Origin of the sequence: Micromonospora sp. WMMD714 (assembly GCF_029581315.1) — a bacterium.
Classification (GTDB): Bacteria; Actinomycetota; Actinomycetes; order Mycobacteriales; family Micromonosporaceae; genus Micromonospora; species Micromonospora rifamycinica.
In genome coordinates this window covers 1-25953 of record NZ_CP120744.1, presented here as the reverse complement: position 1 = coordinate 25953, position 25953 = coordinate 1, and the positions used below count along the sequence as shown (strand labels likewise).

At 73.4% G+C, this 25953-nt stretch carries 19 protein-coding genes and 2 tRNA genes; 17 read left to right on the top strand and 4 right to left on the bottom strand.

Annotation, left to right across the window (positions count from 1 at the left end; all coding sequences use genetic code 11):
- Positions 1–398 precede the first annotated feature (398 nt).
- The 11 genes from O7625_RS00105 to O7625_RS00055 all read left to right on the top strand — a co-directional run bounded on the left by O7625_RS00105 (position 399) and on the right by O7625_RS00055 (position 15261).
- Positions 399–1547: an inositol-3-phosphate synthase gene (locus tag O7625_RS00105; protein WP_282343407.1), complete on the top strand. Its 1149-nt coding sequence runs from the start codon at positions 399–401 to the stop codon at positions 1545–1547.
- On the top strand, positions 1544–2437 hold the full coding sequence (locus tag O7625_RS00100; protein WP_282343405.1) for an SCO3242 family prenyltransferase: 894 nt from the start codon (positions 1544–1546) through the stop codon (positions 2435–2437). The genes O7625_RS00105 and O7625_RS00100 overlap by 4 nt, the downstream gene beginning before the upstream one ends.
- A complete protein-coding gene (locus O7625_RS00095; RefSeq protein ID WP_282343403.1) occupies positions 2434–3396 on the top strand; it encodes a sugar phosphate isomerase/epimerase family protein in 963 nt (320 codons plus the stop codon). Before O7625_RS00100 ends, O7625_RS00095 begins: the two co-directional genes overlap by 4 nt.
- 67 nt (positions 3397–3463) lie before the next feature.
- Positions 3464–4066 (top strand): EboA domain-containing protein, encoded by a 603-nt coding sequence (locus O7625_RS00090; protein WP_282343402.1) that lies wholly within the window; start codon positions 3464–3466, stop codon positions 4064–4066.
- Between the two features lies 1 nt (position 4067).
- Positions 4068–4922, top strand: coding sequence for a TatD family hydrolase (locus O7625_RS00085; protein ID WP_282343400.1), 855 nt, complete (start codon positions 4068–4070; stop codon positions 4920–4922).
- Positions 4922–6220, top strand: a complete 1299-nt coding sequence (gene eboE, locus O7625_RS00080) for a metabolite traffic protein EboE (RefSeq protein WP_282343398.1) — start codon at positions 4922–4924, stop codon at positions 6218–6220. Before O7625_RS00085 ends, eboE begins: the two co-directional genes overlap by 1 nt.
- 61 nt (positions 6221–6281) lie before the next feature.
- Positions 6282–7781 carry a nucleotide pyrophosphatase/phosphodiesterase family protein gene (locus tag O7625_RS00075; protein WP_282343396.1) on the top strand — a complete coding sequence of 500 codons (1500 nt, stop codon included), beginning with the start codon at positions 6282–6284 and terminating at the stop codon, positions 7779–7781.
- Positions 7778–8845: a polyprenyl synthetase family protein gene (locus tag O7625_RS00070; RefSeq protein ID WP_067314898.1), complete on the top strand. Its 1068-nt coding sequence runs from the start codon at positions 7778–7780 to the stop codon at positions 8843–8845. Before O7625_RS00075 ends, O7625_RS00070 begins: the two co-directional genes overlap by 4 nt.
- A 369-nt stretch (positions 8846–9214) precedes the next feature.
- A complete protein-coding gene (locus O7625_RS00065; protein ID WP_282343392.1) occupies positions 9215–12094 on the top strand; it encodes a carbohydrate-binding protein in 2880 nt (959 codons plus the stop codon).
- A 61-nt stretch (positions 12095–12155) separates the two neighbouring features.
- Positions 12156–13868 carry a ThuA domain-containing protein gene (locus O7625_RS00060; RefSeq protein ID WP_282343390.1) on the top strand — a complete coding sequence of 571 codons (1713 nt, stop codon included), beginning with the start codon at positions 12156–12158 and terminating at the stop codon, positions 13866–13868.
- 382 nt (positions 13869–14250) lie between these two features.
- Entirely contained in the window at positions 14251–15261 is a 1011-nt protein-coding gene (locus tag O7625_RS00055) for a sugar phosphate isomerase/epimerase family protein (RefSeq protein ID WP_282343389.1), read from the top strand.
- Between the two features lie 54 nt (positions 15262–15315).
- On the opposite strand, the gene O7625_RS00050 is transcribed toward O7625_RS00055, so the two are convergent.
- A complete protein-coding gene (locus tag O7625_RS00050; RefSeq protein WP_282343387.1) occupies positions 15316–15699 on the bottom strand; it encodes a hypothetical protein in 384 nt (127 codons plus the stop codon).
- A 293-nt stretch (positions 15700–15992) separates the two neighbouring features.
- Between O7625_RS00050 and O7625_RS00045 the strand changes: the two genes are divergently transcribed.
- From O7625_RS00045 to O7625_RS00025, 5 genes are all read left to right on the top strand, one after another.
- A tRNA-Asn gene (locus O7625_RS00045) sits at positions 15993–16065 on the top strand.
- 231 nt (positions 16066–16296) lie between these two features.
- Positions 16297–18423, top strand: coding sequence for an MMPL family transporter (locus O7625_RS00040; RefSeq protein WP_282343386.1), 2127 nt, complete (start codon positions 16297–16299; stop codon positions 18421–18423).
- Positions 18413–19654, top strand: coding sequence for an FAD-dependent oxidoreductase (locus O7625_RS00035; protein ID WP_282343384.1), 1242 nt, complete (start codon positions 18413–18415; stop codon positions 19652–19654). The genes O7625_RS00040 and O7625_RS00035 overlap by 11 nt, the downstream gene beginning before the upstream one ends.
- A 131-nt stretch (positions 19655–19785) precedes the next feature.
- Positions 19786–19862, top strand: a tRNA-Ile gene (locus O7625_RS00030).
- Positions 19863–19992: 130 nt separating this feature from the next.
- Entirely contained in the window at positions 19993–21621 is a 1629-nt protein-coding gene (locus tag O7625_RS00025; protein WP_282343382.1) for a LamG domain-containing protein, read from the top strand.
- Between the two features lie 222 nt (positions 21622–21843).
- Here O7625_RS00025 and O7625_RS00020 read toward each other — a convergent pair whose 3' ends face one another.
- Positions 21844–23247, bottom strand: a complete 1404-nt coding sequence (locus tag O7625_RS00020; RefSeq protein ID WP_282343380.1) for a PHB depolymerase family esterase — start codon at positions 23245–23247, stop codon at positions 21844–21846.
- A 300-nt stretch (positions 23248–23547) separates the two neighbouring features.
- Between O7625_RS00020 and O7625_RS00015 the strand changes: the two genes are divergently transcribed.
- Entirely contained in the window at positions 23548–24564 is a 1017-nt protein-coding gene (locus O7625_RS00015; protein ID WP_067306753.1) for a PaaX family transcriptional regulator C-terminal domain-containing protein, read from the top strand.
- 12 nt (positions 24565–24576) lie between these two features.
- Here O7625_RS00015 and O7625_RS00010 read toward each other — a convergent pair whose 3' ends face one another.
- Positions 24577–25194 (bottom strand): hypothetical protein, encoded by a 618-nt coding sequence (locus O7625_RS00010; RefSeq protein ID WP_282343379.1) that lies wholly within the window; start codon positions 25192–25194, stop codon positions 24577–24579.
- A 141-nt stretch (positions 25195–25335) separates the two neighbouring features.
- Positions 25336–25953, bottom strand: a 618-nt coding sequence (locus O7625_RS00005) for a zonular occludens toxin domain-containing protein (RefSeq protein WP_348773978.1), incomplete at its 5' end; no start/stop codon positions are given.

Here is a 25953-nt window from a genome sequence, read left to right as displayed (position 1 = left end):
GACAGCGGAGGGCGTGCACCGGGCCACCCGGCCCGGGACACGCACCCGATGGCCGTCCGGTGCGGCCGGACCGGGATTCCCCGGTCGCACCGGAGGGCCGCAAGACATAGATAATGGTGATTCCGGGTACCGCTGTGGAGCCCGGACCGCCACACCATTCGTCCGGTCGAGGGCGCGCCGCCGCCGTCGGCCGGATGCGGGGAGACAGGGCCGAGACGCCGAACCGGCCCTGCCTGCCGGCCCCGCCCGCACGCCGTACGGGAGCCGGGTGTGGCGTCGACGCCGCCGACGTCGACGCCACACCCGGCACCACCCCGGACGACCGGGCGGGCGGGGCCACCCGTGCCCCGGCGGTACGACTCGACCGACAGCACGTTCCGCCCGACGGAAGGAGCACCATGCGTACGGGTGTCTGGCTGGTGGGAGCGCGCGGTTCCGTCGCGACCACCGGCATCGTCGGGGGGCTCGCCCTGCGGGCCGGCCTCACCGGCCCCACCGGTTGCGTCACCGAACTGCCCGACCTGCGGGGACCGGCCCTGCCCACCTTCGCCGACCTGGTCTTCGGCGGCCACGACGTGGCCACCACCCCGCTGACCAAGCGGGCCGAGGCGCTCGCCGCCGCCGGGGTGCTGCCCGGCCGGCTGGCCACCGCGCTCGCCGCCGACCTGGCCGCCGTCGAGGACGACCTGCGGCCCGCGCCGACCGGTGGCAGCCAGGCCGAACGGGCCGCCACCATCACCGCCGACCTGACCGCCTTCCGGGAGCGGCACCGGCTGGACCGGGTGGTGGTGGTCAACGTCTCGGCCACCGAACCCGCCCCCGCCGCGCACCCCGGCCACGCCGACCCGGACGCCCTGCGGGCCGCCCTCGCCGGCCCGGACGAGGTGCTGCCGCCCAGCTCGCTCTACGCGTACGCGGCCGTCGAGGCGGGCTGCCCGTACGTCGACTTCACCCCGTCCACCGGGCTGCGCCTGCCGGCGCTCGCGGCGCTGGCCGCCCAGCGCGGCCTGCCGTACGCCGGGCACGACGGCAAGACCGGGGAGACCCTGGTCAAGTCGGTGCTCGCGCCGATGTTCGCGATGCGTCACCTCGCGGTGCGGTCCTGGTCCGGGGTCAACCTGCTCGGCGGCGGCGACGGGGCGACCCTGGCCGAGCCGGGCGCCAACGCCGCCAAGGTGGACAGCAAGCAGCGGGTCCTCGGCGAGACGCTCGGCTACGTGCCGCAGGGCGGCACCCGGATCGACTACGTGGAGGACCTGGGCGACTTCAAGACCGCCTGGGATCTGATCACCTTCGCCGGCTTCCTCGGCACCGGGATGCGGATGGAGTTCACCTGGCACGGCTGCGACTCCGCGCTGGCCGCCCCGCTCGTGCTCGACCTGGCCCGGCTCACCGCCGCCGCGCACGCCGCCGGCCGCGCCGGACCCCTGCCCGAGCTGGCGTTCTTCTTCAAGGACCCGATCGACTCGCCCACCCACTCGCTGAGCGAACAGTGGCAGCGGCTGGTCGACTTCACCCGGGAGCTGCACGCCGGCGGTGCCGGGTGACCAGCCTGGCCGACCTGGCCGAGCTGGTCCGGGCACCGGCCGCCCTCTCGGTACCCGGGGACCTGGTGGCCGGGGCGGCGGCGGCCGGGGTGCTCGGCCCGCGTACCGCCGGGCTGGCCGGCGCGTCGGTGCTGCTCTACTGGGCCGGGATGGCCGCCAACGACTGGGCGGACCACCGGCTGGACGCCGAGGAACGCCCGGAACGGCCGATCCCCAGTGGCCGGGTCAGCCCGGCCGCCGCCGCCGGGGTCGCCGCCGGGCTCACCGCCGCCGGCCTGGGCCTGGCCGCCGCCGTGGGCGGTCGCCGGGCCGCCGCCGTCGCGCTCCCGCTCGCCGCCACCATCTGGGGGTACGACCTGGTGGCGAAGAACACCGCCGCCGGCCCCGCCGTGATGGCCGCCTGCCGGGGGCTGGACGTGCTGCTCGGCGCGTCGTCCGGGCGACCGGTCCGGGCCCTGCCGGCGGCGCTGACCGTCGCCGCGCACACCTGGACGGTCACCGCGCTGTCCCGGCGGGAGGTGACCGGGGCCGACACCGCGCTGCCCCGGCGTACCCTCGCCGGCACCGCGCTGGTCGCGTTGGCCGCCACCGCGCTGCCCCGGCCCACCGCCCCGACGCCGGCCCCGCGTCGCCGCACCGCGCCGGTCGCCGCCGCGCTGCCGGCGGCGCTGGCCGGCTGGTACGTCGCCCGCTACGGGGGCGCGCAGGCCCGGGTGGCCGCCGAGCCCACCGCCGGCCGGGTCCGGGCGGCCGTCGGCGCGGGGATCACCGGGCTGCCCTCGTTGCAGGGCGCGCTCACCGCACGGGCCGGCGCCGGCCTGCTCGGCGCGGTGGTCGCGCTCGCCGCGCCGCTGGGCGGCCGGCTGGCCCGGAAGCTGTCCCCGACATGACCGCCCCGCAGCCCACCGCCCCGCAGCCCACCGCCCCGCAGCCCACCGCCCCGGCGGCCGTGGACCGGCTCCGGTTCGGCTACGGCACCAACGGCTTCGCCAACCACCGGCTCGACGACGCCCTGACCGTGCTGGCCGACCTCGGGTACGAGGGGGTCGCGCTCACCCTGGACCACGACCACCTCGACCCGTACGCGCCGGGGCTGGCCCGCCGGGTCGACGCGGTGGCGCGGCGGCTGGCCGCGCTCGGCCTCGGCGTGGTGGTGGAGACGGGTGCCCGCTACCTGCTCGACCCGTGGCGCAAGCACGCCCCGACCCTGCTGCACGACGAACCGGCCGGTCGGATCGACTTCCTGGAACGGGCCGTCCGGGTCGGCGCGGACCTCGGCGCGGAGGCGGTCTCCTTCTGGGCCGGGGTCCGGCCCGGCCACGTCGCGCCGGAGGTCGCCCACGACCGGCTGGTCGCCGGGTGCGCCACGGTGGTGGCCGCCGCCGACCGGGCCGGGGTGACCCTGGGCTTCGAGCCGGAGCCGGGGATGCTGGTCGAGGACATCGCCGGCTGGCGGCGGCTGCGCCATGCCCTCGGCGACCCGGAGCGGTTCGGCATCACCCTCGACATCGGACACTGCCGCTGCCTGGAGTCGTCGACCGTGCCGCAGTGCGTGCTGGAGGTCGCCGGGCACCTGGTCAACGTGCAGATCGACGACATGCGCCGGGGGGTGCACGAGCACCTGGAGTTCGGCACCGGCGAGATCGACTTCCCGCCGGTGCTGCGCGCCCTGGCCGACGCCGGCTACCGGGGGCTGGTCGCCGTGGAGCTGCCCCGGCACTCGCACGCCGCACCCACCGTGGCGGCCCGGTCGCTGGACTTCCTGCGTACCGCCGCCCGGCAGGCCGGCCTCGATCCGGGCACCCCGCCGGTGCCCGTCGGGGCCGACCGCAGCACCGGGGTGGACTGACCACCGTCCACCGCGGCACGGGTGGACCGACCACCGTCCACCGCACACACCTGGGGAGGGGAGACGGATGACACCGGATCGACTGCGGGCCGCGCTGGAGGGCGTACCCGATCCCGACTGGTTGACGACCGCGCTGGGCCGCGTCGCGGCCGAGCCCGGCGCGGTGGCGCGGTACTTCCCGGCCGCCGGCCGGCGGTGCGGGCGGCACGAGCTGCCCGGCGCACCGGGCTGGACCGCCGACGAGGCGGCCCGGACGCTGCTGCTCGCCGCGCTCCCCGCCGACCATGCCGCCGGGCAGGCCGAGGAGGTGTACCGGCACGGCGACGCCGCCGAGAAGCGGGCGGTGCTCAAGGCCCTGCCGCTGCTGCCGATCGACGACGCCGGGGTGCCGCTGCTGCACGACGCGATCCGCACCAACGACACCCGGCTGGTCGCCGCCGCCCTCGGCCCGTACGCCCGGCACCTGACGGCGGAGGCCTGGCGGCAGGCGGTGCTCAAGTGCGTCTTCATCGGGGTGCCGCTGGCCGCCGTGGCCGACCTGGACGACCGGGCCGACGGGGAGCTGGCCACCATGCTCGCCGCGCTCGCCGCGGAACGGCACGCCGCCGGCCGGCAGCTCCCCGCCGACGCCACCGCACTGCTCGACCGGCTCACCATCAGAGAGGCGTGACATGCGCATCTTCGACCCGCACATCCACATGACGTCGCGGACCACCGACGACTACGAGCGGATGGCCGCCGCCGGGGTCCGCGCCGTGGTCGAGCCGGCCTTCTGGCTGGGGCAGCCGCGCACCAGCGCCGCCTCCTTCGCCGACTACTTCGACTCGCTGATCGGCTGGGAGCCGTTCCGGGCCGGGCAGTTCGGCGTCCGGCACCACGCCACCGTGGCGCTGAACCCCAAGGAGGCCAACGACCCGCGCTGCCGTCCGGTGCTCGACCTGCTGCCCCGCTACCTGGAGAAGGACGCCGTGGTCGCGGTCGGCGAGATCGGCTACGACGACATGACGCCGGCCGAGGACGAGGCGTTCGCCACCCAGCTCGCCCTGGCCGTCGACCACGACCTGCCCGCGCTGGTGCACACCCCGCACCGGGACAAGGCGCGCGGTGTCGAGCGTAGCCTCGCGGTGGTCGCCGAGAGCGGCATCGCGCCGGGCCGGGTGGCGCTGGACCACCTCAACGAGGTGACCGTGAAGCTGGCCCGGGACAGCGGCTGCTGGCTGGGATTCTCCATCTACCCCGACACCAAGATGTCGCCGCCGCGGATGGTGGAGCTGCTGCGCACGTACGGCACCGACCGGATGCTGGTCAACTCGGCCGCCGACTGGGGCCGCTCCGACCCGCTGCTGACCCGGGCCACCGGTGAGGCGATGCTGGCCGCCGGATTCTCCGACGACGACGTCGACCTGGTGCTCTGGCGCAACCCGGTGGAGTTCTACGGGCAGTCCGGCCGGCTCGACCTGACCGACCTGGACGCCCCGGCCGCCGGCACCTTCGAGGGCAACTCGATCCTGCGCGGCGGCGACTGATGCGGCTGCGGCACGCCGACGGCAGCACCGTCCACCTCGGCTACTGCACCAACGTGCACCCCGCCGAGGACACCGCCGGCATCCTCGCCCAGCTCGACACGTACGCCCTGCCGGTGCGGGAGGCGCTCAGCACGGACCTGCTCGGCCTGGGGCTGTGGCTGGCCGCCCCGGTCGCCGCCGAGCTGGCCGCCGACCCGGCCGCCCGTCGCCGGCTGCGCGCCGAGCTGACCCACCGGGGGCTGGAGGTGGTCACCCTCAACGGCTTCCCGTACGCGGCCTTCCAGGCCCCGGTGGTCAAGGGCGCGGTCTACCACCCGGACTGGACCACCGGGGAGCGGCTGCGCTACACCCTCGACCTGGCCCGGATCCTGGCCGACCTGCTCCCCGACGACGCGGCCCGGGGATCGGTCTCGACCCTGCCGCTGGCCTGGCGGCACCCGTGGGACGCCGGCCACGCCGAGGCCGCCCGCCGCCGGCTCGACGCGCTCACCGCCGGCCTGGCCGAGGTGGAACGCGACACCGGCCGCCCGGTGCGGGTCGGGTTCGAGCCGGAGCCGGGGTGCGTGGTGGAGAGCAGCGGGCAGGCCGCCGCGCTGCTGGCCGACCTCGACCCGGACCGGCTCGGGATCTGTCTCGACCTGGCCCATCTCGCCTGCGCCTGGGAGGAGCCCGTCGAAGCGCTGGCCCGGCTGCGCGCCGCCGGCCTGCCGGTGGTCAAGGTGCAGGTGTCCGCCGCGCTGGAGTCGGCCGACCCGGTCGCCGACGCCGAGGCGCTGGCCCGCTGGGTGGAGCCCCGGTTCCTGCACCAGACCCGCACCGCCGGCTGCGCCCACGCCGCCGACCCGGCCGACCCGTCGTACGCCGCCGACGACCTGGACGCCGCGCTGGCCGCGCGGCTGCCCGGAGCGTGGCGGGTGCACTACCACGTGCCGTTGCACGCCCCGCCCGAGCCGCCGCTGACCTCGACCCGGCCGGTGCTGCGCGCCGCGCTGGCGGCGCTGCTCGGCGGTCCCACCGCCGGCTGCGACCACCTGGACGTCGAGACGTACACCTGGGGGGTGCTGCCGGCGGCGCGGCGGCCACGCACCGACGCGGAGCTGGCCGTCGGGATCGCCGCCGAGCTGGCCTTCGCCCGCGACGAACTGGTCACCCTCGGCCTGACCCCGGCCGACGGTGCCGTTCCCGGCCAGCCACCGGCCGACCGTGCCGTTTCCGGCCTGACCCCGGCCGACCCTGCCGTTCCCGGCCTGACCCCGGCCGACCGAGCCGTCCCGACGACCCTGGGAGTACCACGATGAGCGAGCAGCCCCGACCCGGGACGAGGTCCCACCGCGGTGCCGGGCGCAGCGGGGTGCCGGCGTGAGCCGCCGGCTGGTGGTGCTGGACGTGGTCGGGCTGACCCCCCGGCTGCTGGCCCACATGCCCCGGTTGCGCGCCGTCGCCGAGCAGGGGTTCTCGGCCGAGCTGGGCACCGTGCTGCCGGCCGTCACCTGCTCGGCGCAGGCCACCCTGCTCACCGGTGCGCTGCCCGCCGGGCACGGCATCGTCGGCAACGGCTGGTACTTCCGCGACCTCGGCGAGGTGCTGCTGTGGCGGCAGCACCACGCGCTGGTCGGCGGGGAGAAGGTGTGGCAGGCGGCCCGCCGGGTCGAGCCCGGCTACACGGTGGCCAACGTCTGCTGGTGGTACGCGATGGGCGCGGACGTCGACTGGACCGTCACGCCCCGCCCGATCTACTACGCCGACGGGCGCAAGGAGCCGGACTGCTGGACCGACCCGCCGGAGCTGCACGACACGCTCACCGCCGCGCTCGGCACCTTCCCGCTGTTCACCTACTGGGGGCCGGGTGCGGGGCTGACCTCGTCCCGGTGGATCTGCCGGGCCGCCGAGCGGATCCTCGCCGACCAGGCCCCCGACCTGACCCTGGTCTACGTCCCGCACCTCGACTACGACCTGCAACGCTTCGGCCCGTCCTCGCCGCAGGCCGCCGCCGCGGCGGCGGAGCTGGACGCGGTGCTCGCCCCGCTGCTGGACGCCGCCCGGGCCGCCGACGCGACAGTGGTGGCGCTGTCGGAGTACGGCATCACCGACGTCTCCCGCCCGGTGGACGTCAACCGGCTGCTGCGCACCGAGGGGCTGCTGCGGGTCTACACCCAGGACGGCATGGAGTACCTGGATCCGTGGACGTCCCGGGCCTTCGCCGTCGCCGACCACCAGATCGCCCACGTCTACGTGAAGGACCCGGCGGACGTGGCGACGGTGGCGAAGCTGTGCGCCGGGCTGCCCGGGGTGGCCGAGGTGCTCGACGCCGAGGGCAAGGCGGCGGCCGGGCTGGACCACGAGCGGGCCGGTGAGCTGGTGCTGGTCGCCGAGCCGGACGCCTGGTTCACCTACTACTACTGGCTGGACGACGACCGCGCCCCGGACTTCGCCCGGAACGTGGAGATCCACCGCAAGCCCGGGTACGACCCGGCGGAGCTGTTCTTCGACCCGGCCGCGCCGGGTGCGGCGAAGCGGCGGGCGGGGGTGGCCCTGGCCCGCAAGAAGCTCGGCATGCGGTACCTGATGAGCGTGGTCGGCCTGGACGCGGGGGCGCGGGCGGTCCGGGGGTCGCACGGCCGGTTGCCGGCGGACCCGGCGGACGGTCCGGTGCTGCTCTGCTCCGACCCGTCGCCCGCCCGGGACACCTTCGCCGCGACCGAGGTCAAGGCGTTGCTGCTGGAGCTGGCCGGGTTGGGTGGGGCCACCACCGCGGCGTCGGCGGCCGGGCCGGCCCCGTCGGGTACGCCGGGTGCGGGAGCTGCCGGTGCGCCGTCGTCGACGCCGACCGGTCCGCCGGGCGCGGAGGACCGACGGTGACGGTCATCGCCGCCCCGACCGACGCCAGTGAGCTGCGGACCCGCTTCGACGCCGAGCTGGTGGCCTTTCTCGACCGGCAGGGGCCGGACTGGCCGGACGGCGCTCCGCGGGGCATCTTCACCGCGCTGCACCGGTTCGTGCTGGCCGGCGGGAAGCGGCTGCGTCCGCTGTTCTGCTACTGGGGTTGGCGGGGGGCCGGGGGCATCGACGACCGGCCGATCGTGGTGGCCGCGGCGGCGCTGGAGCTGTTCCACGCGTTCGCGCTGATCCACGACGACATCCTGGACGGCAGTGACCACCGCCGGGGTTCCCCGTCGGTGCACCGGGTCTTCGCCGAGCTGCACACCCGGTCGGCGTGGCGCGGCGACCCGGAGACCTACGGCCGGAACACCGCGCTGCTCTGCGGGGATCTCTGTGCGGCCTGGTCGGACCAGATGTTCCACGAGTGCGGGTTGACCTCCGCGCAGATCTGGCAGGGGTACCGGGTCTTCGCCCGGATGCGGACCGAGGTGATCGCGGGGGAGTACCTGGACCTGGTCTCGGGGGTGGGGGACGGCTCGGTGGCCAGTGCGCTCACCGTGATCCGGATGAAGGCGGCCCGGTACACGGTGACCCGGCCGTTGCAGATCGGTGCGGCGCTGGCCGGGGCCCCGGCGGAGCTGATCGCCGCGCTGGTCGACTTCGGCGACCCGCTGGGGGACGCGTTCCAGCTCCGCGACGACGTGCTGGGGGTCTTCGGTGACCCGGCGGTGACCGGGAAGTCGATCCTGGACGACCTGCGGGAGGGCAAACCGACGGTGATGATGGCGTTGGCCCGGGACGCCGCCGACCGGGGTCAGGCGGCCCGGCTGCGCGACCTGTTCGGCAATCCGGAGCTGGACGCGGCCGGTGGCGCCGAGCTGCGGGCGATCATCGAGAGCACCGGGGCGCGGGAGCAGATCGAGCGCCTGATCCGGGTCCGTGCCGACGCGGCACGGGTCGCGTTGGCCCAGGTGCCGCTGGCGGAGCCGGCGCGGGCCGCCCTGGCCGCCCTGGCCGACCAGGCCGTGCACCGCCAGCACTGAGTCACCCGGCCCGGGCCGGATCTTCCGTCGCGGTGCCGACTACTGCTGTCGGGGTCGAAACTTTCCACTCGGGAACCGAAAGTCCCTGGTGGTCCGGCAGAAGGTATGGACATCGAAATAGATAGGCCTTAATGTTCGTAGCATCACGAGTGTGTTTCGTCGAGGTGAACCGGCGGCGCGGCGACCTATCGACGAGAAGGGCCTTGCGGCGGCGGCTCGCGCCCCGGCCGAAGGGCAGGATCGGCCGACCGGCACTCGGCCGACCCTGCCATGTCTCCACCACCACCCAACACCACCACCCCCCGGCATCCGGTGCGGCGGCGCGGGCTCCGCCCTGACCGTGATCCGTCAGGAAGGGACAGCCCAGCAATGTCCACAAAGGACGCACCCACCCACCGTCCCCGACGATGGCTCTCCTCCGCCGCCGTGCTGCTCCTGGCCGCCACGGCCGGCACGGTCACCGCCACCACCGGCCCGACCGCCCTCGGCGGACCCGCCCCGGCCGCCGCGCACACCATCAACGCCAGTGACTTCCAGCAGGTCGAGCTGGCCCGCGGGGTCAACGAGATGGGCGAGCCGATGTCGCTCGCCGTGCTGCCGGACCGCTCCGTGCTGCACACCGCCCGCAACGGCACCGTGCGTCGTACCGACTCCGCCGGCGTCACCCGGGTGATCGGCAGCATCCCCGTCTACACCCACGACGAGGAGGGGTTGCAGAGCCTCGGGGTCGACCCGAACTTCGCCACCAACCGGCACATCTTCCTCTTCTACGCGCCGCCGCTGTCCACCCCGGGCGGCGACGCGCCCGCCACCGGCAGCAACTGGTCCGCCTGGCAGGGCGTGAACCGGCTGTCCCGGTTCACCCTGAACGCCGACTTCACCATCAACCAGGCCAGCAAGGTCGACGTGCTGGACGTCGGGACCGACCGGGGCATCTGCTGCCACGTCGGCAGCGACATGGACTTCGACGCCGCCGGGAACCTCTACCTGTCCACCGGCGACGACAGCAACCCGTTCGACTCCGCCGGCTACTCGCCGCTGGACGAGCGGACCAACCGCAACCCGGCGTACGACTCGCAGCGCGGCGCCGGCAACACCAACGACCTGCGCGGCAAGCTCCTGCGGATCAAGATGAACCCCGACGGGACGTACTCGATCCCGAGTGGGAACCTGTTCCCCCCGGGTACCGCGAAGACCCGCCCCGAGATCTACGCGATGGGCTTCCGCAATCCGTTCCGGATCAGCGTCGACAAGGCCACCGGCGTCGTCTACGTCGGCGACTACGGGCCGGACGCCGGCAGCACCAACGCCAACCGGGGCCCCTCCGGTCAGGTCGAGTTCAACCGGGTCACCGGCCCGGGCAACTACGGCTGGCCGTACTGCACCGGCACCAACACCACGTCCGAGACGTACAACGAGTGGAACTTCGCCACCAACTCCACCGGCCCCAAGTACAACTGCACCGGCGGGCCGACCAACAACTCGTTCCGCAACACCGGCCTGACCACCCTCCCGCCGGCCAAGCCCTCCTGGATCCGGTACGGCGGGGACGCCGGCAGCCCGGCCGCGTTCGGCGGCGGCTCCGAGTCGCCGGCCGCCGGCCCGGTCTACCGGTACGACCCGAACAACCCCTCGGCGACGAAGTTCCCGCAGAGCTTCGACGGGCAGTTCTTCGCCACCGAGTTCGGTCGGGGCTGGGTCAAGCCGATCCACGTCAACGCCGACGGGTCGCCCGGCACCATCGACAGCTTCCCCTGGGTGGGCAAGCAGGTGATGGACTCCGCGTTCGGCCCCGACGGGGCGTACTACCTGCTCGACTACGGCACCGGCTACTACAACGGTGACGCCAACTCGGCCCTGTACCGCTTCGACTACGTCGGTGTCGGCAACCGGGCACCGGCGGCCCGGGCGAGCGCCGACCGGACCTCCGGCCCCGCGCCGCTGACCGTGAACTTCTCCTCGGCCGGCTCCGCCGACCCCGAGGGCGGGGCGCTGACCTACTCGTGGGCGTTCGGCGACGGCACCACCTCCACGGCGGCCAACCCGACCAAGACGTACACCACGGACGGCTCGTACACCGCGACGCTCACCGTGCGGGATCCGCAGGGGGCGACCGGAACCACCAGCGTGACGATCAACGTGGGGAACACCGCCCCGACGGTCAGGATCAACAGCCCGGGTGACGGCTCGCTGTTCTCCTTCGGGGACACCGTGCCGTTCAGCATCACCGTCACCGACCCCGAGGACGGCACGGTCGACTGCACCAAGGTCAAGATGACCTACGTGCTCGGCCACGACCAGCACGGTCACCAGATCTCCTCGGTCGACGGCTGCTCCGGCACGATCACCATCCCGGTCGACGGCGAGCACGACGACGCGGCGAACATCTTCGCGATCTTCGACGCCGAGTACACCGACGCCGGTGGGCTCACCACGCACACCCAGTACACCCTCCAGCCCCGGCACCGGCAGGCCGAGCACTTCAAGACCTCGTCCGGCGTGACCCTCTACGACAAGACCCCCGCCGAGGGCGGCAAGACCGTCGGCAACATCGAGAACGGGGAGTGGATCGGGTTCTCGCCGTACCAGATCGGCAACGTCACCTCGTTCACCGCGCGGGTCTCCTCGGCCGGTGCCGGCGGAACCCTCCAGATCCGCGCCGGCTCGCCCACCGGCACCGTGCTCGGGCAGGCCAACGTGCCGGTCACCGGCGGCTGGGAAACCTTCACCACCGTCACCGGTACGGTGTCCGGCGCACCCACCGGCACCACCACGCTCTACCTGACCTTCGCCGGTGGCACCGGACTGCTCTACGACGTGGACGCGTTCACCCTGAACACCGGCACCGTCCCGCCGCCGACCAACGGCACCGGGCCGATCAAGGGGCTGGGCGGCAAGTGTCTGGACGTGCGTAACGCGGCCACCGCCGACGGCACCCAGGTGCAGATCCTCACCTGCAACGGTGGGGCCGGGCAGACCTGGACGGTGACCCCGAACGGCCCGATCAAGGCGCTCGGCAAGTGCCTGGACGTCAACGGCGGCGGCACCGCCGACGGTACGAAGATCCAGCTGTGGACCTGTACCGGTGGCAGCCCGCAGGTCTGGTCGTCCCAGTCCGACGGCACCCTGCGCAACCCGGCGTCGGGCAAGTGCCTCGACGTCTCCGGCAACAACTCGGCCGACGGCACCGTGGTCCTGCTCTGGACCTGCAGCTCCTCCGCCGCCAACCAGAAGTGGACCCTGCCCTGACCTGCCGGGCGCGGGACCGGCGGTGTCCGGTCCCGCGCCCCCCGGCGTACTGGAGCACGACATGAGACTCTTCCGACCCCTTCTCGGCGCGGCCACCGCCGTCCTCGCCGCCCTCGCCTGCACCGCCCCGGCCACCCCCGCGACCGCCGCCGACGTCGCCTACGACGTGCTGGTCTTCTCCAAGACCGCCGGCTTCCGGCACGACTCCATCGCGGTCGGCACCCAGGCCATCCGTGACCTGGGCGCGGCCAACAACTTCACCGTCACCGCCACCGAGGACGGTGGCCAGTTCACCACCGCCAACCTCGCCCGGTTCGAGGCGGTGATCTTCCTCAACACCACCGGTGACGTGCTCAACGCCAGCCAGCAGAGCGCCTTCGAGTCGTACATCGCCGCTGGCGGCGGGTACGTCGGGGTGCACTCCGCCGCCGACACCGAGTACGACTGGCCGTTCTACGGCAACCTGGTCGGTGCGTGGTTCGCCTCCCACCCGGCCATCCAGCAGGCCACCGTCCGGGTGGAGGACCGCGCGCACGCGGCCACCGCCCACCTCGGCCCGACCTGGCAGCGCACCGACGAGTGGTACAACTTCCGCACCAACGCCCGCTCCACCGCGCACGTGCTGGCCAACCTCGACGAGTCGTCGTACTCGGGGGGTGGGATGGGGGCCGACCACCCGCACGTGTGGTGCAAGACGTACAACGGCGGCCGGTCGTTCTACACCGGTGCCGGGCACAACCAGTCGGCGTACTCCGAGCCGGCCTTCCGGGCCCACCTGCTCGGCGGCATCCGGTACGCGGCCGGCCGGACGAAGGCCGACTGCCGGCCGGAGACCGGCTACACCGCGCTCTACAACGGCTCCACCAACGGCTGGTCGCAGGCCGGGCCGGGCAGCTTCACCAACACCAACGCCACCCTCAGCTCGGTCGGTGGGCTGGGCATGCTCTGGTACAGCGCGAAGCAGTTCACCAACTACTCGCTCAAGCTGGACTGGAAGGTCGACGGGGACGACAACTCCGGCGTCCTGATCGGCTTCCCGCCGTCGAGCGACCCGAACTCGGCGATGGACAACGGCTACGAGGTGCAGATCGACGCCACCGACACCGTCGACCGGACCACCGGTTCGGTCTACTCGTTCCAGGCCGCCGACCAAGCGGCCCGGGACGCGGCGCTGAACCCGCCGGGGGAGTGGAACACCTACGAGCTGCTGGTCGAGGGGGAGCGGCTCCAGGTCTTCCTCAACGGGTCGAAGATCAACGACTTCACCAACACCAACCCGGTCCGCTCGCTCGCCGGCCACATCGGCATCCAGAACCACGGCGACGGTGACGACGCCTCGTTCCGCAACATCCGGATCAAGGAGCTGGGCGGCACCACGCCGACCAACGGCACCGGCCCGATCAAGGGCCTGGCCGGCAAGTGCCTGGACGTGCGCAACGGTTCCACCGCCGACGGCACCCAGATCCAGATCTTCACCTGCAACGGCAGCGCCCGGCAGACCTGGACGGTGACCCCGAACGGCCCGATCAAGGCGCTGGGCAAGTGCCTGGACGTCTCCGGTGGCGGCACCGCCAACGGCACCAAGATCCAGCTCTGGACCTGCACCGGCGGCAGCCCGCAGGTCTGGTCGTCCCAGTCCGACGGCACCCTGCGCAACCCCGCCTCGGGCAAGTGCCTGGACGTCAACGGCAACAACTCGGCCGACAGCACCGTGGTCCTGCTCTGGACCTGCAACTCCTCGGCCCCCAACCAGAAGTGGACCCTTCCCCAGTAACCCCACCCGATCCCGCCCCACCCCGGCCCCGACCGGCCGCACTGAGCATCGGTGATCAAGAGGTTTGCGTCACGCGGGTCGCCCTGTTGTGACGCAAACCTCTTGATCGTCGTGGGCGAGTGGGCGAGTGGACGAGTGGGCGGGTGGGGGCGGGGTGCGGTGGGTGTGGGAGAGGGGTTTCGTGGGGGGTGGGGTGGGCTTAGAGTGGTGGGCGGCGACCCGTGGGTGGCCGGTGACCCGACGGGAGGCGCAACCCGTTGGGCCCAGGTGCGTGTGCACCCACCGGTGACCCGGCGCGGCCGTTGACGTACCGGCCCGGCCCGGTCACCCTCGCCCCGGTCCGCTCAGGAATCCCCACCACAACAGGGGAGAGAGACAGACGATGGCGCGACCGATCACGCTCTTCACCGGCCAGTGGGCCGACCTGCCGTTCGAGGAGGTCTGCCGGCTCGCCTCCGAATGGGGCTACGACGGGCTGGAGATCGCCTGCTGGGGCGATCACTTCGAGGTGGACAAGGCGCTCGCCGACGAGTCGTACGTCGAGCGCAAGCGGGAGACACTGGCCAAGCACAACCTGAAGGTCTTCACCATCTCCAACCACCTGGTCGGCCAGGCCGTCTGCGACCACCCGATCGACGAGCGGCACCAGGACATCCTGCCCGCCCGGATCTGGGGCGACGGCGAAGCCGAGGGGGTACGCCAGCGGGCCGCCGAGGAGATCAAGGACACCGCGCGGGCGGCGGCGAAGCTCGGCGTGGACACGGTGGTCGGCTTCACCGGCTCGTCCATCTGGCACACCCTGGCGATGTTCCCGCCGGTGCCGCCCGCGATGATCGAGCGCGGCTACCAGGACTTCGCCGACCGGTGGAACCCGATCCTCGACGTCTTCGACGAGGTGGGGGTGCGGTTCGCCCACGAGGTGCACCCCAGCGAGATCGCGTACGACTACTACACGACCAAGCGGACCCTGGAGGCGATCGGCCACCGGCCCGCGTTCGGGCTCAACTGGGATCCGTCGCACTTCGTGTGGCAGGAGCTCGACCCGGTGAACTTCATCTTCGACTTCGCCGACCGGATCTACCACGTCGACTGCAAGGACGCGAAGGTGCGGACCGGGGACGGCCGGCGCGGCCGGCTCGCCTCCCACCTGCCCTGGGCGGACCTGCGGCGCGGCTGGGACTTCGTCTCCACCGGCCACGGGGACGTCCCGTGGGAGGACTGCTTCCGGGCGTTGAACGCGATCGGCTACACCGGCCCCATCTCGGTGGAGTGGGAGGACGCCGGGATGGACCGGCTGGTCGGCGCACCGGAGGCGCTGGAGTTCGTCCGTCGGCTCGCCTTCGACGCCCCGACGGCGGCGTTCGACGCGGCGTTCAGCAGCGGCAAGGACTGAGACGCACGTCGGGCCGGTCGCCGAGTGGCGACCGGCCCGACGACGTACGGATGATCAGAGCGTGCTGCCGTTGGCGCCGGTGCCCGGGGCCTTGGGCTTCGGGGTGGTCGTCGACGAGCTGGCCGGGGTGACGCCCGACGTGGCGCCGACACCGGCCGGGGTGCCCGCGAAGACGTCGTCCGCCGGGGTCAGCTCCGGCTTGCCGGTGGTGCCGGTGTGCAGCTTCTCGCCGAGCTTGGACTGGCCGAGCTTGTCCTTGCCCTCGCTGTACAGGCGGGTGGCCTGGGCCTGGGCGACCCCGGCCGCCTCCTGGACGGTCGGGTGGTCGAGCACCTTGCGGCCCCGCACGACCAGCTCCTCGTACTTCTCCCGGCCGGCACGGGCGCCCAGGACGAAGCCCGCAGCCAGCCCGCCAAGAAACATGATCTTTCCGCGCATGGCGGCTCCTTCCGTACCTGACGCTCCCGTCGTTCCCCGCCGGTGATTCCCGGCCGGGACCGACCATCTTCGCGCCCCACGTTTTTCTCGGTCTACAGCTCAGTACCCATCCTGCTCCGCGCTCATGCCTGGTTGTGCCAGGATGACGATTTGTCCGTCTTGTTAGTGTCGAGGATTCCGGCCCGTGACGGAGGGCCGAATGCGGCAACCCCCTGGACCGAACCCCCCCGAAGTCCTGTACTCTTGTGCCGTCGCCGAGCGCCGGAGAGATCCGGTACGACGCGGCGCAGCAGTCCCCCGTAGCTCAATTGGCAGAGCAGCCGGCTGTTAACCGGCAGGTTTTTGGTTCGAGTCCAAACGGGGGAGCACAGCCTCCCACTCTCGCCCGTCGGCCCTGCCGGCGGGCGTTCCCTTGTGTCCGGTGCCCGCCCGCTCCACCGCCGGCCGGATCCGCCGATCGGGTCACCGGTGCTCCGGGAGCGGGGTCGGATGGGCGGTTTCGGCTCCGAACGGGGTATTCGGGCGGCAGGATGACAACTGTCGACTTAGACTCCCGCTGCGTCGATTGGTGCGTCGAATCGAGGGGTGGGCCGGAGGATGGCCGGTGGACGGGGCCGGAGCATGGCCACGCTGACCGCCGTGGCGGTCGTCCTGGCCTGGCTGCTCGTCGGCTTGGTCGCCGGGCCGTACGCGGGAAAGCTGGGTGAGGTCGCGACCAACGACAACGCCGCCTTCCTGCCCGCCGACGCCGAGGCGACCCGGGCGCAGGAACTGGCCGCCGGCTTCGTCGCGGAGCCGACCACCCCGGCCCTGGTGGTGTACGCGCGCAGCACCGGCATCACCCCCGCCGACACGCAGCGGGCGGTCGCCGACAGCGCCCGGTTCGCCCGGGTCGACGGGGTGGTCGGGCCACTTCCCCCACCGATCCCCAGCCAGGACGGGCAGGCCCTCCAGGTGGTGGTGCCGATCGACGACTCGGAGGGGGAACGGATCGGCCAGGTGGTCGACGAACTGCGGACCATCGCGGGAGGCGACCGTGACGGGCTCACCGTGGACGTCGCCGGCCCGGCCGGGCTGCTCGCCGACCTGATCGAGGTCTTCTCCGCCATCGACGGGCCGCTGCTGCTGGTCACCCTGGTGGTGGTGCTGGTCATCCTGCTGATCGTCTACCGCAGCCCGGTGCTCTGGATCTTCCCGCTGCTGGCGGCCGGGATGTCGTACGCGCTGGCGTCGGTCTTCGTCTACCAGCTGGCCAAGAACGACGTGATCAAGCTGAACGGGCAGGCGCAGGGCATCCTCACCGTGCTCGTCTTCGGCGCCGGAACCGACTACGCGCTGCTGCTGATCGCCCGCTACCGGGAGGAGTTGCACCGGCACCAGCGGCCCTGGGACGCCATGCGCGCCGCCTGGCGGGGTGCCGCCCCGGCCATCGCCGCCTCCGGCGCGACCGTCATCGTCAGCCTGCTCTGCCTGCTGCTGTCCAGCCTGAACTCCAACCGGGCGCTCGGTCCGGTGGCGGCCATCGGCATCGCCGCGACCCTGCTGGTGATGCTGACCTTCCTGCCCGCCCTGCTGGTGCTCGGCGGCCGGTGGGCGTTCTGGCCGCGTACCCCCGGGGTGGACCGGGCGGACCCGCAGGCCGAACACGGGCTGTGGTCCCGGATCGCCCGCTTCGTCGCCCGGCGGGCCCGGGTGGTCTGGCTGACCACGGCCGGGGTGCTGGCCCTGCTCGTCCTCGGCCTCACCCAGCTCGGCGCGACCACCCTCGGCCAGTCCGAGCTGTTCACCGACCGCACCGACTCGGTCGCCGGGCAGGAGGTGATCGCCCGGCACTACCCGGCCGGCACCGGCAGCCCGGCGACCATCTTCACCCGGCAGCAGACCGCCGCCCAGGTCGCCCAGGTCGCGCAGGACGTCGCCGGGGTGGCCGCCGTCCGCCCGGTCACCGGGCGGGACCAGACCGGCCCACCGGACCCGGACGCCCCACCCCTGGTCGTCGACGGGCAGGTGCAGCTGGAGGCGACCCTGACCGACCCGCCGGACAGCGACGCAGCCGAGCGGACCGTCCGGGACCTCCGCGAGGCGGTGCACCGGGTGCCGGCCGCCGACGCCGTGGTGGGCGGGTTCACCGCGATCGACGTGGACACCTCCGACGCGTCCACCCGGGACCGCAACGTGATCATCCCGGTCGTGCTGGCGGTGATCGCGGTGATCCTGGCGCTGCTGCTGCGGGCGCTGGTCGCGCCGCTGCTGCTGATCGCGACGGTGGTGCTGTCGTTCCTGGCCACCCTCGGGCTGTGCGCGGTGATCTTCCGGTACCTGCTGGACTTCCCCGGGGTCGACGCGTCCTTCCCGCTGTTCGCCTTCGTCTTCCTGGTCGCCCTGGGCATCGACTACAACATCTTCCTGATGAGCCGGGTCCGCGAGGAGTCGGTCCGCCGGGGTACCCGGGCCGGGGTGCTGGCCGGGCTGACCGTCACCGGCGGGGTGATCACCTCGGCCGGCATCGTGCTCGCCGCCACCTTCTCCGCGCTGGCCGTGCTGCCGCTGGTGGTGCTGGTGGAGCTGGGCGTGGCGGTCGCGGTCGGCGTCCTGCTGGACACCATCGTGGTCCGCTCGCTGCTGGTGCCCGCGCTGGCGTACGACATCGGGCCGAAGATCTGGTGGCCGAGCCGGTTGTCCCGGTCGGCGCGCGACGACACGGAGGTGGAACGTGCCCGGTGAGACGGACGTGGTGATCGTCGGCGGTGGCCTGGCCGGGCTGGCGGTCGCCCGCCGGCTGCACCGGGCCGGCGTGCCCTGGCGGCTGCTGGAGGCCGGCGACCGGCTCGGCGGCCGGGTCGCCACCGACCTGGTCGACGGGTACCTGCTCGACCGGGGTTTCCAGGTGCTCAACACCGCCTACCCGAGGCTCGGCACCCTGCTCGACCTGGGCACCCTCGACCTGGGCTGGTTCACCTCCGGGGTGCTGGTCCGCCGGAGCGACCGCCTCCACCGGCTGGTCCACCCGGTACGCGAACCCGGCGGCACACCGGCCACCGCGCTCGCCGGCATCGGTTCGCTGGTCGACCGGCTGCGCTTCGCCGCCCTCGCCACCGGCTGCGCCACCCTGCCGGCGCACCGACTGCTCACCGCGCCGGAGACCACCAGCGAGACGGCCCTGCGCCGGGCCGGGCTCTCCGACACCATCATCGAGGAGCTGATCCGGCCGTTCCTGTCCGGCGTGCTCATCGACCGGGAGCTGGAGACCTCCAGCCACGTGCTGGCGATGATCCTGCGTTCCTTCGCCCGGGGCCGGATCGGCCTGCCCGCCCGGGGGATGGCCGCGCTGCCGCAGGCCGTGGCCGCCCCGCTGCCCGCCGACCTGATCACCTGCGCCGCGCCGGTCACCGGCGTCGCCCCCGGCCGGGTCCGCACCCCGACCGGTGAGATCCGGTGCCGCGCCGTGGTGGTCGCGGTCGACCCGGCGGCGGTGGGCACGCTGCTGCCGACCCTGCCCCGGGTACGCACCCACAGCTACACCACCTACTACCACAGCACCCCGGAAGCGCCGTTGGGCGAGCCGATCCTGCTGGTCGACGGCGACCGGCGGGAACTCGTCGCCAACACGGTGGTCGTCAGCCGGGCCGTACCGTCGTACGCCCCGCCCGGCCGGCACCTGGTGGCGACCTCGGTGGTCGGCCCGTCCGCCCCGGCCGAGCCGGTGGTCCGGGGCGAACTGGAGCGCCTGTACGGATGCTCCACTGCCGACTGGGAACACCTGAGCACCGTGTCGATCCCGGACGCCCTGCCCGCCGCGCCACCGCCGCAGGGCCGGCTGCGCAAGCCCGTGGCGCTCGGCGACGGGCTCTTCGTGGCCGGCGACCACCGGGACAGCCCGTCCATCCAGGGGGCACTGGCCAGCGGCTGGCGGACGGCCGGGGTGGTGCTCGCGGAACTCCGCGCGGCGGGCTGATTCGGGTGCCGCCGGGGTGACTGCTGACTGTTATTCTCGCGTAGCCCATCGTGCCGTCAGGTGTCGCCGGGCGTACCGGTTCGGTGGTGGCCGGTGGTCCGCCGGGCGGGTTACGATCCGGCCCGGCATCGGGGGCGGTAGCTCAGCGGGTTAGAGCAGGGGACTCATAATCCCTCGGTCGCGGGTTCGAACCCCGCCCGCCCCACCAGCGAGAACCCCGGTCGGTCGAGCTTGGCCGAACACGACGGGGCAGCGGTCCGTAACTGATCCTGTGACACTGTGTCGACGAGACGCGCCTCGATCTTCGGGGCGTACCGACGTTCTTTCACGGGGGTTCGATGATCGACGACGACACCACGGTGTTCCGCCCTGTCCGCGGCCCGGTGGGCCGGGCCGCCCTGAGCCTGGCCACGATCGCCGCCGTCACGTTGCTGCCGCTCGGCGCGGCCACCGGGGCGTCCGCCGCCCCGCACGTCACCACCCTCGACCGGCCGTCCCCGGCGACGGCGATCTGGGGGCTGGAGGCGTTCGCCGGGATGCCCCGGGAGCAGGGCCTCGCCGACCGCCAGCCGGCGTTGCGCGGCGACACCCCGCTGACCGGGACGACCATCGACTGGCAGGACGACACCCGGATGCTCGGCATCCAGACGGTCGGCTTCGACGGCACGTCGTCCGCGCTGTCCGCGTCGCCGTCGACCCTGGACACCGCCGGCACGTTCTCCCTCGCCAGCTGGGTCCGGCTCACCGACACCTCGGTCAGCCGGGTCTTCGCCAGCAAGGCCGGCACCCACCGGGCCACCCTCTCGGTCGGCTACGACAGGGCGAGCAACCGGTGGCAGGTGCGGATGCCCTCGACGGGCGGCAGACACGGCGGGTCGGCCGTCGCCCGCTCGACGTCGACCCCGGCGGTCGGGCTCTGGACCCACCTGGCGGTGGTGTACGACGCCACCGCGCGCACCCTCACCCTGCGGGTGGACGGCGTGGCCGAGGCGGTGACGGGCAACGTGACCGGTGTCGACGACCCGGGCGGGGAGTTCCGGTTGGGCCGTGGCGACACCACCTGGTGGCAGGGCAACCTGGCCGGCACCCGGGTGTACGACCGGGCGCTGGTCGACGCGGACTTCACCGGCTGGCTCGCCTCCGACCCGGCCTCCGGCGGCTTCGCGGAACCGGGCCTGCTGCAGGCTCCGCTGGCCGGGTCGTGGTATTTCGGGGGCGGTATCCCCTGCTACGAGGAGGGCCTCGATCCGACCCTCTGCTCCGTCGGGGACGACAGCTCCTTCGGGCGGCAGCTCGCCCTGACCAAGGGCAGTTTCATCACCGACTCGGCGCGGGGCATGGCGCTCGAACTCGACGACCGGCACTGGATCGACGATCCGTCCGATCCGCACTTCGGTGAGGCGACCCGGGAGTACGGGCGTACCCAGGTCAATGTCGGTGACCCGAGGTACCCGGTCTGGCAGGACGCGCCGGTGCTCCGTACCGACCAGTCGTTCACGGTCTCGACCTGGGTACGGCTCGACCCGGCGCGGGGTGCGCAGGCCGTCCTTTCCCAGGACGACGGGGAGCGCAGCGCGTTCCGGCTGGGGTACGAACCGGCCGACGGTGGGCGGTGGGTGTTCCGGCTGGCCGCCGGAGCCGACGACTCCGCGACCACCACGGTGTCCGCCCCGGCGACCGGTGCCGACCAGTGGCACCAGCTCGTCGTGGTCCTCGCTGCCCGGCACCGGCAGGTGCGGCTGTACGTCGACGGAGTGCCGGCTGGCACGGTGGGGATGAACCCCGCCTGGCAGCCCCACCAGGCGACCGGTTCCCTGCTGGTGGGTCGGTCGACCTCCCCGGCGGGGCCGGAGGGCTGGTTGTACGGGCTGGTCAGCGACCTCGACGTCTACCAGGGCGAGTTCAGCGACGCCGACGTCCAGCGCCACCACGCCGAACAGCAGATCGCCCAACCGGGCCGGGGCTGATCCGTCGCCCGGCCCGGGGCCTGACCGGGATCGGGCTGGGCTGTGGCCCGGGGTCGGGCGGGATCGCGGCCCCGGGTCGGGCGGGATCGCGGTCCGGGGCCGGGCCGGATGACGGTCCACCTCCGGAGGTGACGGTCCTCCTCCGGAGGTGACGGTCCTCCTCCGGAGGTGACGGTCCACCTCCGGAGGTGACGGTCCACCTCCGGAGGTGGGTCGCGCCGGTCAGGCGACCGTGCAGGCCGCGCCGTTGAGGGTGAACGAGGTGGGCTTGGCGGTGTTGCCGGTGTGGTTGGCCTGGAATCCGATGTCGACCGACCCGCCGGCCGGGATGGCGGCGTTGTAGCTGGCGTTCCTTGCCGTCACCTGCCCGGACGAGGGCGCGTAGGAGGCGTTCCAGCCGGAGGTGATGGTCTGCCCGCCGGGCAGGGTGAAGACCAGGGACCAGCCGCTGACGGCGCTGGCACCGGTGTTGGTGATGGTGATGCTCTCGGTCAGCCCGGAGTTCCAGGCGTTGACGGTCGCGGTGACCCGGCAGGCCCCGGAGGCCGGCGGCGTGGTCGGCACCGGCGGCGTGGTCGGCGGCGGGGTGGTGACCGGCGGCGTGGTCGGCGGCGGCGTGGTGACCGGGGGCGTGGTCGGCACCGGCGGGGTGGTCACCGGCGGCGTGGTGGGCGTCGGGTTGGTCAGGCCGAAGAACTGGAGGGCGACGGCGGCCATCCCGCCCGAGGGCAGGCTGTGCCCCGCCCCCTGGACGCTGTACGCCTCGACCAGGACGTTACCGCTGGCGTCGGCGTACCGGCGGCGGTTCCAGTTGGCCTGCGGGGTGTCGGTGGAGGTGGGGGTCTGGCTCAGCCCGAACACGTTGGTCCACTGCTCGATGGTCTCCTGGAGCAGGGAGTACGGCACCAGGGTGTCGGCGGTGCCGTGCCAGAGCTGCACCTTCGGGCGCGGGCCGGAGTAGCCGGGGTACGCCTGCTGCCGGACCGCGTCACCCCACTGCTGCGGGGTGCGGTTCATGGTGCCGTTGGTGCACTTGCTGGCGCCGGGCGGGTAGTCGGCCGCGTTGGCGAAGCAGTTGTAGGGAACCCCCATGAACGCGGCGCCGGCGGCGAACACGTCAGGGTAGAGCGCCAGCATGTGGTTGGTCATCATGCCGCCGGACGAGCTGCCGGTGGCGTACACCCGACGGGGGTCGCCGCCGTACTGCCGCTGGGCATAGTTGATCATCGAGACGATCGACACCGGGTCGCTGCCGCCGCCGCGCCGCTTCGCGGCGTCCGACCAGGTGTCGAAGCAGTTGCCGAAGCCGGCCTGCTGCATCGCGGACGGGTAGATCACGATGTATCCGTACCGGTCGGCCAGCGAGGCGAACTCGCTGCTGGAGTAGAAGCCCGGCCCGGTGCCGCCGCAGCCGTGCATGGCCACCACGACCGCCGGGTTGGCCGGGCGGGTGTCCGGCACGTAGATGTGCATCCGCATCCGGCCGGGGTTGTCGCCGAAGTTGGTCACCTCGACCAACGACGCGGCGTACGCCGGTTGGAGCGTCGGTATCACCAGGGCCGCCGCCGCCAGCGTCGCCACCAGTGGCGCCGCCAGGGCGAGCAGCATTTTCCGTCTGATCTTCATGGGCGTGACTCCCTCACAGGTCGAGATCGGCCGTGCTTCCCTGCGGCACGGGTGCGCCCGGTTGCCCGTGTCGTTCGCGCCGGCCTGTTACCGCTGGCATGCCCTGCCCCGGCCCAGGTGGCATTGCATGGCACTTAGTGTTCTCCTCGGCCCGACAAGTGTCAATCGAATGACCTCGATACACTGGGCGGTCGTCGAGGTCGCCCCGGATCCACCCTGGACCCGCGTCCCGGTAGGCGTGCCCGGCGGTGCCGTCTACAGTCGGTGCCACCGTCACCGAGCCGAGCCCGGAGCGTCCCCGTGCCACACCCGTTCGACATCGAGGAGATCTTTCCCGACGACGGGGACCACCCGGTACGGCTGCCCCGCCGGCAGGCCGGCAACTCGCCGCAGGGTGTCGCGGTGACCCTGCTGGCCGACTACACGCTGCGGACCCGGGCCTGGCTGCCGTCCGCCGCCATCGTCGCGCTGCTCGCCGAGTCGCACGTCAGCCTCGCCGGGGCGCGGACCGTGATCAGCCGGCTGGCCCGCCGGGGCGTCCTGGAGGGCAGCCGGCAGGGACGGCGCAGCTCGTACCGGCTCAGCCGGTCCGCCGCCGTCAGCCTCTCGGTCGGCGGGAGCTGGGTGATGGCCGCCACCACCACGACCCAGGCATGGGACGAGTGCTGGACACTCGTCGCGTTCTCGCTGCCCCAGGAGCGCAGCGCGCAGCGGCGGGCGCTGCGCGGGCAGCTCCGCTGGCTTGGCTACGCGCCGCTGTACGACGGGCTGTGGATCTCGCCGCACGAGTTGACGCCCAAGGCGCGGGCCCAGCTCACCCAGCTCCACCTCGGCGCGGTCACCGTGTTCCGGGGCCGCCGGGTCGACCTCGACGCGGTCGCCGGCCGTGACCCGCTCGACGCCTGGGACGTCGCGGCGGTCGCCGAGCAGTACGAGAGCTTCCTGCGGCGGTGGCGACCGCTCCTGCCCCGGATCGCCGCCGGCCAGGTCGACGGCGCGGAGGCGGTCCGGGCGCGGACCGAGGTGATGGACACCTTCCGCCGGTTCCCCACCCTCGACCCGCAGCTACCCCTGCGACTGCTGCCCGCCGGCTGGCTGCGCGGCCCGGCCCGGGAGACCTTCGCCGCCGTCTACGACGGGCTCGCCGACACCGCCGAGCGGCACGTCCGGGCCGTCGTGGCGCGGTTCGCCGACGGTACGCACGCCGACGTCCGGGCGCACACCACCGCCGACCTCCTCGCCGGCCTCTCCGCCACCGAACCCCGGGGTGCCGCGCCCGCGGCCACCGACCTGGCCGAGTCGTCCCCGTCGTACTGACCCGGCCCCGCTCTAGAGCTTCAGCCCCTCGACGGTGCCCAGGTCGTACCAGGTGAGGGAGAACTCGCTGCCGGAGGGCGGGACGACCGGGAACACGGCCCAGCTCTCCAGGACCGCGCCGGTGAGCAGGGTGAAGTCCTCACCGGGCCGCTGCGAGGTGCAGTACGTGTCGACCGGGTAGACCTGCTTTGCACCGGCCAGCGTGAGATGCGACGACCGGAGATCCGCCGCCGGTTCCGGGCAGCTCAGCGACCATCCGTTGGCCGCACTGCTCTGGTAGCGCAGTCGTACCCGCAGCTTTCCCTCCGTGGTCACCTCCAGGCCGGTGACGGTCGCTCTGTTCGCTCCGTCGTCGTAGAGGAGGCGACTCGTCGGCCGGAGGCCGGTGCCCGCCGACTGCGGGGCGGCCGTGCTCCCCTCCGCGGCGGGGTCGGCCCCGCCGGTCGTCGGGGCAGGGCTCCCGGAGGCCGGCGGCGCGGAGTCGGAGAGGGCGTCCGCGACGGATGACCCGAGGTCCGGGTCCGTGGAAGCTGGCTCCGGCCCGCCGAACTTCAGCCAGGCCAGCACGGCGGCGCCGAGCACCGCGACGACGACGCCGACAATCACCTCGACCAGGTGCTTCCGCAACATCGATGATCCCTTACTGCCGGTGGACAGGCGCCTTCCACGCTAGGCGTCAGCAGCAAACCTGGCCACCGGGCGGGCACCCGCGCGCCGTTCCCGGCCGGCTGGGACCGGGCCGGATCGGGTGCGGGGACCGCCCGTCCCGGCTCACCGGCGGCGGGCCCGGTCCAGCACCTCCTCGGCGGTGAGCGGGCTGCGTGGATGGTGGCTCAGCGACAGCGGGGTACGGATCTTCACCGGTGCGGCCCCCTCGGCGGCGAGGTAGAACTCGCCGGTGCTGAGCCGGGAGATGTCCGCGACGTCACCACCCTTGGCCTTCGCCATCTCCCGGGCGGCCTCCAGCTGGATCGGGCTGTTGAGCCGCCCGTAGAGCTGGGTCGCCGCGTTGCCCGGGATCCGGTTGTGCAGCCCTTTCGGCGACTGGGTGGCGAAGATCAGGCCCAGGCCGTACTTGCGGGCCTGGGCCGCCAGCGCCAGCGTGCTCTGGGTGCACGCGGTCATCGCACCGGACGGGGCGAACGTCTGCGCCTCGTCCATCACCAGCAGCCCGAGCAGCGGCCGGTCGTTCGCCGGGTGCCGCTTGATCCAGGCGAAGAGCGCCATCTGCAACTGGTTGACGAAGCCCTGCCGGGCCTCGTCGGACTGCAGGCCGACGAGGCTGACGACGGAGATCCGGGCCCGCCGGCCCGGCTCGGGGGTGAGCAGCAGCCCGGGATCCACCGGGCTGCCCTCGCCACCGAACAGCGGATCGTTGACCATCGCCGC

Coding starts and splice junctions, on each gene's coding strand:
- O7625_RS00105 (WP_282343407.1), top strand. CDS start 399: ATGCGTACGGGTGTCTGGCTGGTGGGAGCGCGCGGTTCCGTCGCGACC.
- O7625_RS00095 (WP_282343403.1), top strand. CDS start 2,434: ATGACCGCCCCGCAGCCCACCGCCCCGCAGCCCACCGCCCCGCAGCCC.
- O7625_RS00090 (WP_282343402.1), top strand. CDS start 3,464: ATGACACCGGATCGACTGCGGGCCGCGCTGGAGGGCGTACCCGATCCC.
- O7625_RS00085 (WP_282343400.1), top strand. CDS start 4,068: ATGCGCATCTTCGACCCGCACATCCACATGACGTCGCGGACCACCGAC.
- eboE (WP_282343398.1), top strand. CDS start 4,922: ATGCGGCTGCGGCACGCCGACGGCAGCACCGTCCACCTCGGCTACTGC.
- O7625_RS00065 (WP_282343392.1), top strand. CDS start 9,215: ATGTCCACAAAGGACGCACCCACCCACCGTCCCCGACGATGGCTCTCC.
- O7625_RS00060 (WP_282343390.1), top strand. CDS start 12,156: ATGAGACTCTTCCGACCCCTTCTCGGCGCGGCCACCGCCGTCCTCGCC.
- O7625_RS00055 (WP_282343389.1), top strand. CDS start 14,251: ATGGCGCGACCGATCACGCTCTTCACCGGCCAGTGGGCCGACCTGCCG.
- O7625_RS00050 (WP_282343387.1), bottom strand. CDS start 15,699: ATGCGCGGAAAGATCATGTTTCTTGGCGGGCTGGCTGCGGGCTTCGTC.
- O7625_RS00040 (WP_282343386.1), top strand. CDS start 16,297: ATGGCCGGTGGACGGGGCCGGAGCATGGCCACGCTGACCGCCGTGGCG.
- O7625_RS00025 (WP_282343382.1), top strand. CDS start 19,993: ATGATCGACGACGACACCACGGTGTTCCGCCCTGTCCGCGGCCCGGTG.
- O7625_RS00020 (WP_282343380.1), bottom strand. CDS start 23,247: ATGAAGATCAGACGGAAAATGCTGCTCGCCCTGGCGGCGCCACTGGTG.
- O7625_RS00010 (WP_282343379.1), bottom strand. CDS start 25,194: ATGTTGCGGAAGCACCTGGTCGAGGTGATTGTCGGCGTCGTCGTCGCG.